Annotated in this window: 12 protein-coding genes and 1 pseudogene; 7 read left to right on the top strand and 6 right to left on the bottom strand. The window is 70.5% G+C overall.

What is annotated here, in order from left to right:
* Window positions 1-483, bottom strand: coding sequence for a hypothetical protein (locus tag A5673_RS27220; RefSeq protein ID WP_068239944.1), 483 nt, complete (start codon window positions 481-483; stop codon window positions 1-3).
* 401 nt (window positions 484-884) lie between these two features.
* On the opposite strand from A5673_RS27220, the gene A5673_RS27215 reads away from it, so the two are divergent.
* From A5673_RS27215 to A5673_RS27205, 3 genes are all read left to right on the top strand, one after another.
* Window positions 885-1217: a hypothetical protein gene (locus A5673_RS27215; protein WP_068239943.1), complete on the top strand. Its 333-nt coding sequence runs from the start codon at window positions 885-887 to the stop codon at window positions 1215-1217.
* 111 nt (window positions 1218-1328) lie between these two features.
* Window positions 1329-4340: an acyl-CoA synthetase gene (locus A5673_RS27210; RefSeq protein WP_156748668.1), complete on the top strand. Its 3012-nt coding sequence runs from the start codon at window positions 1329-1331 to the stop codon at window positions 4338-4340.
* Window positions 4340-4555 (top strand): Trm112 family protein, encoded by a 216-nt coding sequence (locus A5673_RS27205; RefSeq protein ID WP_066911402.1) that lies wholly within the window; start codon window positions 4340-4342, stop codon window positions 4553-4555. Before A5673_RS27210 ends, A5673_RS27205 begins: the two co-directional genes overlap by 1 nt.
* Here A5673_RS27205 and A5673_RS27200 read toward each other — a convergent pair.
* The 4 genes from A5673_RS27200 to A5673_RS27185 form a co-directional block, all read right to left on the bottom strand.
* Window positions 4521-5144, bottom strand: coding sequence for a TetR family transcriptional regulator (locus tag A5673_RS27200; RefSeq protein WP_068239937.1), 624 nt, complete (start codon window positions 5142-5144; stop codon window positions 4521-4523). The genes A5673_RS27205 and A5673_RS27200 overlap by 35 nt on opposite strands.
* Window position 5145: 1 nt before the next feature.
* A complete protein-coding gene (locus tag A5673_RS27195) occupies window positions 5146-5964 on the bottom strand; it encodes an ABC transporter permease (protein WP_082958989.1) in 819 nt (272 codons plus the stop codon).
* Window positions 5898-6662 carry an ABC transporter ATP-binding protein gene (locus A5673_RS27190; RefSeq protein ID WP_068239932.1) on the bottom strand — a complete coding sequence of 255 codons (765 nt, stop codon included), beginning with the start codon at window positions 6660-6662 and terminating at the stop codon, window positions 5898-5900. The genes A5673_RS27195 and A5673_RS27190 overlap by 67 nt, the downstream gene beginning before the upstream one ends.
* A gap of 89 nt (window positions 6663-6751) precedes the next feature.
* A complete protein-coding gene (locus A5673_RS27185; protein WP_068239929.1) occupies window positions 6752-8023 on the bottom strand; it encodes an ammonium transporter in 1272 nt (423 codons plus the stop codon).
* Between the two features lie 68 nt (window positions 8024-8091).
* Between A5673_RS27185 and A5673_RS27180 the strand changes: the two genes are divergently transcribed.
* Entirely contained in the window at window positions 8092-8703 is a 612-nt protein-coding gene (locus A5673_RS27180) for a DNA-3-methyladenine glycosylase (RefSeq protein ID WP_156748667.1), read from the top strand.
* Between the two features lie 105 nt (window positions 8704-8808).
* Here A5673_RS27180 and A5673_RS27175 read toward each other — a convergent pair.
* Window positions 8809-9726: pseudogene (locus A5673_RS27175) on the bottom strand (bile acid:sodium symporter family protein); the annotation flags it as partial.
* A gap of 105 nt (window positions 9727-9831) precedes the next feature.
* On the opposite strand from A5673_RS27175, the gene tyrS reads away from it, so the two are divergent.
* The 3 genes from tyrS (at window position 9832) to A5673_RS27160 (ending at window position 12459) form a co-directional block, all read left to right on the top strand.
* Window positions 9832-11103, top strand: a complete 1272-nt coding sequence (tyrS, locus tag A5673_RS27170; RefSeq protein WP_068239919.1) for a tyrosine--tRNA ligase — start codon at window positions 9832-9834, stop codon at window positions 11101-11103.
* A 55-nt stretch (window positions 11104-11158) separates the two neighbouring features.
* On the top strand, window positions 11159-11518 hold the full coding sequence (locus A5673_RS27165; protein WP_068239917.1) for a DUF732 domain-containing protein: 360 nt from the start codon (window positions 11159-11161) through the stop codon (window positions 11516-11518).
* A 149-nt stretch (window positions 11519-11667) separates the two neighbouring features.
* Entirely contained in the window at window positions 11668-12459 is a 792-nt protein-coding gene (locus tag A5673_RS27160; protein ID WP_082958988.1) for a tetratricopeptide repeat protein, read from the top strand.
* Window position 12460 lies beyond the last annotated feature (1 nt).

Below are 12460 nucleotides of genomic sequence, written 5' to 3'. Positions count from 1 at the left end.
CTATCGCCGGAACCGTTCGCGGCGCAGCAGCGAGGCGAGCAACCCCATCCCGCCGACCATGCACATCAATCCGGGCGCGGCGATCGGCGGGCCCATCGGCACGTTGTAGGACGCGTGCTTCCAGCCGCCGGGCTTGCGCGCGACCCCGCGGGCGTGCAGATACTCGCCCATCAGGCCGTTGGCCGTGTAGATCCCGGCGGTGATCGGCAGCCAGAGCTTGGCCCAGCGCCGCGAGAACACCCCGCCGATTCCGGCGACCACCACCGGCGGGGTCACCACGATGGGGCTCCACATCCACTTGTTGCCGAAGCTGGCCTTGTAGTGCTCGAAGTAGATTTCGGCCGTCGTCACGACGGCCGCCACCGCCGTGAGGCCCGACAGCGAGCGTTCGAAGCGACCGTGCGCGACGTCGTACAGTGCCAGCTCGGCCAGCTGTTGGGGTTGACCGCCTTTGCGCCGTCCGCCGTTGCCTAGCAACAACATTTCCGCACCCTTTCCTGACGTTCGCCGGGCAGCACCGGCCCGGCGTGAATTCGTTGACGAATAGCGGCAGGGCGCCCGAGGCCGGCAAATCGGGCCGTCGGCTTGCCCATCGGGCCACCTCACTTCCGCAAGGAAACACGCTGTCGCGGCCACCCCTACGACACCCGGTCGCAACGACGAGTCGAGGTGGCTGCCCAGAAAACTGGTTAAGCGCCCAGCTGCGTGTTTCAACCGAGGTGGTCCTGACGCACGCGAGCATGCGTCGCGAACCATGCGCTTGGGTTACATACCCCTATTCAGCGGCGCTAATCAACGCAAGTCGCCGCCGCCGAGACTCGTTCGGCCAAAGGCGTTTCAGCCGCGCCAACCGGGTTAATCATGCGGCCAGAAAGGACTGGAGCATGACCAGCGCAGATAACGGGCTCCAGGCTGAACCCGATCTCCAAGTGTGGGGCGCCGAAGACGCATTCCGCACCGGACAGCGCGCAGCGAGCGCATGGCTACTGGCCAGGGCGGCTCAGCGCTCCGCGGCCACGAGCTTGGACCATTCGGCGGACAGCCACGAGCGAACCGCGCACGTCTATGACGAGGCGGCCGAACACGACGGTCGGCATTGCGATGAGTGCCGCGAACACGCGGCCATCCACCGCGCGTTCGCGCGGGAGGATCGCCGGATGGCGGAGCGCCTACGTCAGATGGCGGACGCCGGGCCCATGGGCTTCGCGCGCCTGTAACGCCCGGCCGGAGGCGCACGAATTAACGCGTCCGCCTAATCAGACGGGCCCGATCCCGCGGGCCGATCGACCCGCGGGCAAACAGCCTGACCAAAACCGCAGCGCGTGCCGATGTGCCATGATGTCGGAGCTGTCAAGAGTCAGGGAGCAGCGGTGGATCTCAATTTTTCGATGGTCACGCGGCCGGTCGAGCGCCTGGTCGCGACGGCTCAAAACGGGCTCGAGGTCTTGCGACTGGGGGGTTTGGAAACCGGCAGCGTCCCGTCTCCGTCCCAGATCGTCGAGAGCGTCCCGATGTACAAGCTGCGCCGGTATTTCCCGCCGGACAGCCGGCCCGGGCATGCGCCGGTGGGCCCGCCGGTGCTGATGGTGCACCCGATGATGATGTCGGCCGACATGTGGGACGTCACCCGAGAAGACGGGGCGGTGGGGATCCTGCACGCCGGCGGCATCGATCCGTGGGTCATCGACTTCGGCTCGCCGGACAAGATCGAGGGCGGCATGCGCCGCAACCTGGCCGACCACATCGTCGCGCTCAGCCAGGCGATCGGCACGGTCAAGGAGGCCACCGGCAGCGACGTGCACCTGGTCGGTTACTCGCAGGGCGGGATGTGGTGTTACCAGGTCGCCGCCTACCGGCGTTCGAAGGACATCGCCAGCGTCGTGGCGTTCGGCTCGCCGGTGGACACTCTGGCAGCCCTGCCCATGGGCATTCCGGCGAACTTCGCCGCGCCGGCGGCAAATTTCATGGCGGACCACGTCTTCAGCCGGCTGGCCATCCCAAGCTGGATGGCGCGCACCGGTTTTCAGATGATGGACCCGCTCAAGACGGCCAAGGCCCGGGTGGACTTCGTGCGTCAGCTGCACGACCGTGAGGCGCTGTTGCCGCGCGAGCAGCAGCGCCGGTTCCTCGAGCGCGAGGGCTGGATCGCGTGGTCGGGCCCGGCCATCTCCGAGCTGCTCAAGCAGTTCATCGCGCACAACCGGATGATGACCGGTGGTTTCGCCATCAACGGCCAGATGGTCACGCTCACCGACATCACCTGCCCGGTGCTGGCCTTCGTCGGCGAGGTGGACGACATCGGGCAGCCGGCCTCGGTGCGCGGCATCCGCCGCGCGGCGCCGAACGCCGAGGTCTACGAACGCCCGATCCGCACAGGCCATTTCGGTCTGGTCGTCGGATCTCGAGCGGCGCGGGAGAGCTGGCCGACCGTCGCCGAGTGGGTGCAATGGCTGTCCACCGGCGGCGACAAGCCCGCCGGCATCGACCTGATGGCCGACCAGCCGATCGAGCACACCGACAGCGGGGTGGCCTTCAGCTCGCGGATCGCGCACGGCCTCGGGGAGGTCTCCGAGGCGGCCCTGGGTGCGGTGCGCGGCACGGCCAACGCCGTGGTCGCGGCCAACAAGTCGATGCGCACCCTGGCCGTGGAGACCGTCCGGACGCTGCCGCGGCTGGTCCGGCTGGGGCAGATCAACGACCACACCCGCATCTCGCTGGGCCGCATCATCGACGAGCAGGCCCGCGACGCCCCGCAGGGCGAGTTCCTGTTGTTCGACGGCCGCGTGCACACCTACGAGGCCGTCAACCGCCGCGTCAACAACGTCGTCCGTGGCCTGATCGAGGTCGGGGTGCGCCAAGGCGACCGCGTCGGCGTCCTGATGGAGACGCGGCCCAGCGCGCTGGTCGCCATCGCCGCGTTGTCCCGGCTGGGTGCCATCGCCGTGGTGATGCGCCCCGACGCCGACCTGGTCGCGTCGGCCCGCCTCGGGGGCGTGACGGAGATCCTCACCGATCCGACCAATCTCGACGCGGCGCGCGACCTGCCGGGGCAGATCCTGGTGCTCGGGGGTGGCGAGGCGCGGGACCTGCACCTGCCCCACGACTCCGACGTCATCGACATGGAGCAGATCGACCCGGACGCGGTGCAGCTGCCGGCCTGGTACCGGCCCAACCCGGGATTGGCCCGCGACCTGGCGTTCATCGCGTTCAACGCCGCCGGCGGCGAGCTGGTCGCCAAGCAGATCACCAACTACCGCTGGGCGGTGTCGGCCTTCGGGACCGCCTCCACCGCCGCCCTGGACCGCCGCGACACCGTGTACTGCCTGACGCCGTTGCACCACGAGTCGGCGCTGCTGGTCAGCCTGGGCGGCGCGGTCGTCGGCGGAACCCGCATCGCGCTGTCGCGCGGCCTGCAGCCCGACCGGTTCGTACAGGAGGTGCGACAGTACGGCGTGACGGTGGTGTCCTACACCTGGGCCATGCTGCGCGACGTCGTCGACGACCCGGCGTTCGTGCTGCACGGCAACCATCCGGTTCGCCTGTTCATCGGCTCCGGCATGCCGACCGGGTTGTGGGCGCGCGTCGTCGACGCGTTCGCCCCGGCCCGCGTCGTCGAGTTCTTCGCTACCACCGACGGGCAGGCCGTGCTGGCCAACGTGTCGGCCACCAAGATCGGCAGCGAGGGCCGGCCGCTGCCGGGCGCCGGGCGCATCGAGCTCGGCGCGTACGACGCCGAGCACGACCTGATCCTCGAGGACGACCGCGGCTTCGTGCAGGTCGCCGCGCCCAACCAGGTCGGCGTGCTGCTCGCGCAGTCCAACGGCCCGATCGACCCGAGCGCCTCGGTCAAGCGCGGGGTCTTCGCCGCGGGCGACACCTGGATCTCCACCGAGTACCTGTTCCGCCGCGACGACGACGGCGACTACTGGCTGATGGGCCGGCGCGGCTCGGTGGTGCACACCGCGCGCGGGCTGGTCTACGCCGAAGCGGTCACCGACGCGCTGGGTTGCATCAACGGCGTCGACCTCGCGGTGACCTACAACGTGCCGGTGGGTGACCAGCAGGCGGCGGTGTCGGCGGTGACGCTGCTGCCCGGTGCCACCATCACCGCGGCGGATCTGGCCGAGGCCGTCGCGAACATACCCGTCGGGCTGGGCCCCGACATCGTGCACGTCTGCCCGGAGATGACACTGAGCGCGACCTACCGGCCGACCGTCAGCGCCCTGCGCGCGGCCGGGATCCCCAAACCGGGACGCCAGGCGTGGTACTTCGACGCCGACAGCAACGAGTTCCGCCGGCTCACCCCGGGGGCGCGGTCCGAGCTGAGCGGGGCCCGGTGATGGTCGACGACTCCCTGCTCGCCATCCTGGTGTGCCCGGCCGACCGGGGTCCGCTGCTGTTGATCGACGACGAGTTGCTCTACAACCCGCGGCTGCGGCGCGCCTACCGCATCGAGGACGGCATCCCGGTGCTGCTGATCGACGAGGCCCGCGACGTCGACGACGACGAGCACGCCCGGCTCATGGAACGGGCCCGTCCGGCAGCTCCCCGGTGAGGTAGCGCTGCAGGTTCGGCGCGATGGTCCGCGCGATCTGTTCGGCCGGCAGCGATGCGAACGGCTCGATCCCCACGATGTAGCGCGCCAGCACCACGCCCATCAGCTGCGACGCGACGAACTGGGCCCGGATCCGGCCCGTTCCCGGCGGATCGTCGACGCGGGAACCCACCTCTTCGACGACGATCTCCTCCAGGAACGACCGCGCCAAGCTCACGTCCGCCCCGGTGAGTAGGGCCCGGACCGTGGCGATCAGACCGGCGCCCATTTCGGAGTCCCAGATCGGCAACAGCACCGACGGCAGCCGCAGCCCGAGTTCCTCGACCGGCGTCTCGCGCATCGGCACCAGCACCGTCATCGGGTCGATCGGAAGATGGATCGCGGCGGCGAACAGCTGCTGCTTGGTGCCGAAGTAGTGATGCACCAGCGCGGCGTCGACGCCCGCCCCGGCGGCCACCGCCCGGACCGAGGTGCGGTCAATACCATTGCGGGCAAACAGCTCTCGGGCACTGGCCAGGATGCGGTCGCGGGTGTCGGAGCTGCCGGCCGGTCGCCCGGGCCGCCGCCGCCCGGTGTTGGTGTCCGTCATGCTAGGGGGTGCGCCGTCGCAGCGTCGCCGCGGCCAGGCAAAGCGCGGCGAACGCGGAACCGGCCACGACGACCATGTCGCGCACCGCGACTCCGGTCAACTCGGTGTGCGAATTGACCTGTTGCAGTGCTTCGAGCGCGTAGCTGGCCGGCATGACGTTGCTGATCCATTGCAGCCAGTCTGGCATCGACGCGCGGGGGACGATGATGCCGGCCAGCAGCAGCTGCGGCACCATCACCAGCGGGATGAACTGCACGGCCTGAAACTCGGTGCGGGCGAACGCGCTACACAACAGGCCGAGGCCGACGCCCAGCACCGCGTTGACGATCGCGATCACGAAAACCCATACCCAGCTGCCCGCGGTGTCGAAGCCGAGGAACCAGAACGACACGGTGCAGGCCACCGTCGCCTGCGCCGCCGCGGCGATCGAGAAGGCGGTGCCGTAGGCGATCAGCAGGTCGAGCCGGCGCAGGGGAGTGGTCAGGATCCGCTCGAGGGTCCCCGACGCCCGCTCCCGCTGCATCGTGATCGCCGTGATGATGAACATCACGAAAAGCGGGAAGAGGCCGAGCAGGATCAGGCAGGCGTTGTTGAACGGCGACGGTGTGCCGGGAAGGTGCCGGGCATTGTGAAACATGAAGTACATCAGCGTGATCACCACGATCGGCACGGCGAGGATCATCGCGACGCTGCGATGGTCGGCGGCCAGCTGGCGCAGGATCCGCGTCGTGGTCGCCCCGTACGGCCGAAGGCCTAACCCGCCTTTTGCTTCGTGCTGCGCCTGATGATGGACAGAAACGCGTCCTCCAGTGACGTGCATCCGGTGTCCTCTCGTAGTCGGGTCGGGGTGGTGTGCGCGACGAGGTGGCCCTCCCGCATCAGCAGCAGGTCCCCGCAGTGGTCGGCCTCGTCCATCACGTGGCTGGAGACCAGCAGCGTCGTGCCGGCCCGGGCGAGGTCGGTGAACTGCTCCCACAGGTCAACCCGCAGCAGGGGGTCCAGGCCCACGGTCGGCTCGTCGAGCACCAGCAGCTCAGGCTGGCAGACCAGGGCGCACGCCAGCGACGCGCGGGTGCGCTGGCCACCGGACAGGTTGCCGCAGAAGGCGGTCCGGTGGTCGGTGAGGCCGACCCGGTCGATGGCGGCGTCGGCGGCGCGGCTGTCGAAGCCGTACAGCGCGGCGAAATAGCGGACGTTGTCGACGATGCGCAGGTCGTCGTAGATCGTCGGGTCCTGGGGCATGTATCCGACCCGGTGGCGCAGGGCGGGGCTCCCGGCGGGCCGGCCCAACACGGTGACGGTGCCCGACGTGACGATCTGGGTGCCGACGATGCTGCGCATCAGCGTGGTCTTGCCGCAGCCGGACGGGCCGAGCAGCCCGGTGATGGTGCCCTGGGCGATCGTCACCGAAAAGTCGTGCAGCGCCGGGCGTTTGCCGCGGACGACGCGCAGATGCTCGATGTCGACCGCGGGGGTGTGGCCCTTCGTCAATAATTCATCACGCGATGAACTCATCATATGATGAATAATCGTCCCGCGCGGCGGGGCTGTCAAGGGCGTCGGAGGTGCAATGACGGACGGGTGCGTCGCCAGACGCACGCGCGCGGTCAGGCGGAGGGCAAACCGGGGCGGCGCTGGGGCAGATGCCCGTGCACGCCTTCGGCGTAGGCCGTTTCGGCGTGCTGGGTGAGGTCGACGCCGGTGGTCTCGTCCTCGGGGCTGACCCGGAAGCCCATGGTCGCGTCGATCAGCTTCGCCAGCGCGAAAGACACGACAAACGCATACAGCGCCACGACGACGATCGCGAGGCACTGCTTGCCCAGCTGGGCGAAGCCGCCGCCGTAGAACAGGCCCCGCGGGCCCGCCGTCATGACCGCGGTGGCGAGCAGCCCGATCAGCGAGACGCCGACCACGCCGCCGACGAAGTGCACGCCCACCACGTCCAGCGAATCGTCGTAGTTGAAGCGGAATTTCGCGCCCACCGCGAACGAGCAAACGACGCCGGCCGCCAGTCCCACCACCGCCGCACCGAGGGTGTTGACCGTCCCGCACGACGGGGTGATCGCGACCAGCCCGGCGACCACTCCGGATGCGGCGCCGAACGTCGTGGGCTTGCCGTCGCGGACCCGTTCGACCGCGAGCCAGCCGAGCATGCCGAGGCAGCCCGCGACGAGCGTGTTGAGGAAGATGGCCGCCGCGGTCCCGCTGGCGGCCAGCGCCGACCCGGCGTTGAACCCGAACCAGCCGAACCACAGCAGCCCGACGCCGAGCAGGACGAACGGCAGGTTGTGCGGCCGCATGGCGTCCTTCTTGAAGCCAATGCGCGGCCCGAGCACCAGCGCCAGGGCCAACGCCGAGGAACCGGACACGATCTCGACGACGAGGCCGCCCGCGTAGTCCAGCACGCCCAGCTTGGCCAGCCAGCCGCCCGGGCCCCACACCCAGTGCGCGACAACCGAATACACGATGACCGCCCACACCGCGACGAACGCCATCCAGGCCGCGAACCTGGCGCGGTCGGCGATCGCGCCGCTGACCAGCGCGGCCGTGACGATCGCGAACGCCAACTGGAACGTCGCATAGAGCAGTTCGGGAACCGTCCCGTGCAGGGTGTCGGGGGCGATGCCGAGCATCCCGACGTGTTTGAGGTTGCCGGCGAACCCGCCCGCGCCGTCGTCGGAGAACGCGATCGTGTAGCCGACCAGCAGCCACGCCACCGTGACCAGCGGGATGGAGATGAAGCTCATCATGATCATGTTGAGCACCCCGGTGGTGCGGACCATGCCGCCGTAGAAGATGGCCAGTCCCGGGGTCATCAGCAGGACGAGTGCGGTGCTGGCCAGCAGCCACGCAGTGGCGGCGGGGTCGATCGCATGCATATCTGGGCTCCTTCGCCACGGGGCAACCGGAGATAATGCCATGTCGGCGGGGCCGGTACGTTCGTTGGGTGGTTGCGGAGCGGCTGGTGGTGGATCCGGTCGCGGCAGCCCATCGGCTGCTGGGCGCCACGCTGACGGGACGGGGGGTGCGCGCCGTCGTCGTCGAGGTCGAGGCGTACGGCGGGGTGCCCGACGGTCCCTGGCCGGACGCCGCGGCGCACTCCTACCGAGGGCCGTCCGGGCGCAACGCCGTGATGTTCGGGCCGCCCGGGCGGCTCTACACCTACCGCAGCCACGGGATCCACGTCTGCGCCAACGTCTCCTGCGGGCCCGACGGCACCGCCGCCGCCGTGCTGCTGCGCGCGGCCGCCATCGAGGACGGCACCGACGTCGCGCGGGGCCGCCGCGGCGAGCTGGTCCGCACCGCTGCCCTGGCGCGCGGCCCGGGGAACCTGTGCTCGGCGCTGGGCATCACGATGGACGACAACGGAATCGACCTGTTCGACCCCGCGAGCCCGGTGACCGTGGAACTGCACGACCCGCTGACCGCCGTGTCCGGCCCGCGCGTCGGGGTCAGCCAGGCCGCCGACCGGCCGTGGCGGCTCTGGCTCGGGGGCCGCCCGGAGGTCTCGGCGTACCGCCGCAGCCCGCGGGCGCCCGCGCCCGGCACCAGTGACTAGCGCCGCATGGTGCGCTGGTCGGTAGCGAATGGGCTGGCTGGGCAACCGAGATCGACGTTAGCGTGCTGTCCTCTCGCACTTCTTCGCGTTAACGACGATCTCGAATTAGCGACTCACGACATCAGACGTGGCCGGGGCGACGGCGCGAAAGGCCGGGTCGACGCGGCGCGCCAGCAGAATGAACGTCACGGCCAGCAGGGGCGCGACGGCGCTGTATACCGCGGCCGGCGTGGCCATGACGGCGCTGTTCAGCAGCTGGGGACTCAGCGCGATGCCCATCGCCACGACGGCGTTGTGCATGCCGACCTCCAGGCTGACCGCGACGGCCTGCCGCGGGGCCAGCCGCATCAGGCGGGGCGCCAGGTAGCCGACCATCAGGCTCACCGCGCAGAAGGCGACGACGGCCCCGCTCAGCAGGCCGATGTTGTGCCACAGCGTCGTTCGTCCCCCGGCGATGGCCGCGACGATGGCGAGCACCAGCAGCGCGATGGCGGCGATCCGGACCGGTTTCTGCAGCCGCTGGGCCAGCTCGGGGAAGCGGTGCCGGATCCCGACCCCGATCGTGATGGGAACCAGCACCAAACCGATCACCGCGAGGAACTTGTCCAGTTGCAGTGGCAGGAACCGGCCTTCGCCCAAAAACCACGTCATCGACACCGCCAGAATCGCGGGCAGGGCGACGATCGACAGCACGGCGTTGATGGCGGTCATTGTGAGGTTGAGCGCCAGGTCCCCGTTGAACAGATGGCTGAGCAGGTTCGACATCGTCCCGCCGGGCGTCGCCGCCATCAGCATGAGCCCGACCGCCAGGTGCGGTTCGAGGTGGAAGGCCTCGGCGATCAGCAGGCACAGGGCCGGCAGCAGCAGCGACTGGCAGGCGAGCGCGACGACGAGCGGTTTGCGCAGCGTGGCGGCCCGCTTGAAGTCATCGATCGTGAGCGTCAGCCCGAGGGCGAGCATGATGATCGCGACGACCAGCGGCCAGTATCGGTTGTCCATGACGCTCCGCGTTGTTGGTGCGCTGACGGGAAAAAGGCGATAGCGCGACGATGCGCCACGTACTTAGCTTGCCTTAGGGAGCGGCGCGCGGGCGAATCGCGGCCGTGGGAGCGACTAAAGTCGTGCGCGATGTCTTCCGGGATCCTCGACGAGCTGGGCTGGCGCGGGCTGATCGCGCAGTCCACCGACCTCGATGCGCTGGCCGCCGAGGCGCAGCGGGGGCCGTTGACGGTCTATGCCGGCTTCGACCCCACCGCGCCGAGCCTGCACGCCGGCCACCTGGTGCCGCTGCTGGCCCTGCGCCGGTTCCAGCGCGCCGGGCACCGCCCGATCGTCTTGGCCGGCGGCGCCACCGGCATGATCGGCGACCCCCGCGACGTCGGCGAGCGCAGCCTCAACGAGGCCGACACCGTCGCCGCGTGGACCGAGCGGATCCGCGGCCAGCTGGAACGCTTCGTCGACTTCGACGGCTCACCGACCGGCGCCGTCGTCGTCAACAACCTGGACTGGACCGGGCCGCTGTCGGCCGTCGAGTTCCTGCGCGACATCGGCAAGCACTTCTCGGTCAACGTGATGCTGGACCGCGACACGGTGCGGCGGCGCCTGGAGGGCGAGGGGATCTCCTACACGGAGTTCAGCTACATGCTGCTGCAGGCCAACGACTACGTCGAACTGCATGCGCGCTACGGCTGCACGCTGCAGATCGGCGGCTCCGACCAGTGGGGCAACATCATCGCCGGGGTGCGGCTGGTGCGCCAGAAGCTCGGCGCCGCGGTGCACGCGCTGACGGTCCCGCTGGTGACGGCCGCCGACGGCACCAAGTTCGGCAAGTCCACCGGCGGCGGCAGCCTGTGGCTGGACCCGCAGATGACCAGCCCGTACGCCTGGTACCAGTACTTCGTCAACACCGCCGACGCCGACGTGGTCCGGTACCTGCGGTGGTTCACCTTCCTGTCGGCCGACGAGCTGGCCGAACTGGAACGGGCCACCGCCGAGCGCCCGCAGCAGCGCGCCGCCCAGCGGCGGCTGGCCCGCGAGCTGACCGTGCTGGTGCACGGCGAGGCGGCCACCGAGGCCGTCGAGCACGCCAGCCGGGCGCTGTTCGGGCAGGGCGAACTGGACCGGCTGGACGAGGCGACGCTGGCCGCCGCGCTGCGCGAGGCGTCGGTCGCCGAGCTCAAACCCGGCAGTCCCGACGGGATCGTCGACCTGCTGGTGGCCAGCGGCCTGTCGGCCAGCAAGGGCGCCGCGCGGCGCACCATCGGCGAGGGCGGCGTTTCGGTCAACAACGTGCGCATCGACAGCGAGGACTGGGCGCCGCAGTCCTCGGACTTCCTGCATGGCCGGTGGCTGGTGCTGCGGCGCGGCAAACGCAACGTCGCCGGGATCGAAAAGGTCTAGAACCGACCCAAACCTTTATCGCGCCGTGCCCCCGACGTGACCGCCGACGACCACTGTGGTCACGGTGACTAACGCGAGGCGGGTGCTGCGGGTCGTCGGGGTCGGCGCGGGTGTGGCCGGTCTGACCGCGGTCTTGGCCGCACCCGTCCACGCCGACCTGCGGGGCAACGCGTTCCTGCGGGCGCTGACGAACGCCGGCGTCCCGGTGTCGCAGCCGGACGCCGCGATGGCGTTGGGCCAGTCGGTCTGCCCGATGCTCGTCCGGCCCGGCGGGTCGTTCGAGGCGGTGATCGCCGCGGTGGCCGACGGCTACGGCATGTCCGCCGACGCGGCCGGCGTGTTCACCGTCGTCGCGATCGCGACCTATTGCCCGGCGGTGCTGGCGCCGCTGCTGACCGATCGCGGCCCGGCCTAGGCGGCCTCGGGCTCCGCCGAGCGTGAGCTGACGGCGTTCGGTGTGCACCGAGGGCGGGATTCGCGACGCTTTCCCGCCCTGGACGCACACGCAAAGCCGTCACCGCACACTCGACGCCCTCGCCACAGGGCCTCCGTATCCTTTGCAGGGTGGCTGACGACAGGCAGGGGCGCGAGGGTAGGCGGCGACCCCGCTCGGCATCGGGCTCGTGGTCGGGCCCGGGCCGCGCCCGCCCGGTGCAGCCCCGCAGCGCCGAACAGGACGGTCATGTCGATCGGCCCGGCGCGCCCCCGATTCCGCCCGGCGTGGAGGCCCGCCAGCTGGCGCCCGAGATCCGCCGCGAGCTGAGCACCCTGGACCGCGCCACGGCCGACGCGGTCGCGCGCCACCTGGTCGCCGCCGGCGAGCTGATCGACGAGGACCCGGAGGCCGCGCTGAGCCACGCCCGCGCGGCGCGGGCGCGCTCCAGCAGGATCGCCGCGGTCCGTGAGGCCGTCGGGATCGCCGCCTACCACTGCGGCGACTGGGCGCAGGCGCTGGCCGAGCTGCGCGCCGCCCGCCGGATGGGCAGCAAGTCGCCGTTGCTCGCGCTGATCGCCGATTGCGAACGCGGACTTGGCCGCCCGGAGCGGGCGATCGAACTGGCGCGCGGCGAGGAGGCGGCGCAGCTGTCCGGCGACGACGCCGACGAGCTGCGCATCGTCGCCGCCGGCGCCCGCGCCGACCTCGGGCAGCTGGAGCAGGCCCTGACCCTGCTGTCCACGCCGCAGCTGGACCCGGGCCGCACCGGTTCGACCCCCGCGCGGTTGTTCTACGCCTACGCCGATACGCTGCTGGCGCTCGGCCGCAACGACGAAGCGCTGCAATGGTTTCTGCGCTCGGCGGCCGCCGACGTCGACGGCGTCACCGACGCCGAAGAGCGGGTCAGCGAGCTCGCTTGAG

Source organism: Mycobacterium sp. E3198, assembly GCF_001667015.1.
In the GTDB taxonomy this organism is placed as follows: Bacteria; Actinomycetota; Actinomycetes; order Mycobacteriales; family Mycobacteriaceae; genus Mycobacterium.
The sequence above is the reverse complement of the archived record's forward strand: the minus strand, read 5'-3'. Positions and strand labels throughout refer to the sequence as shown.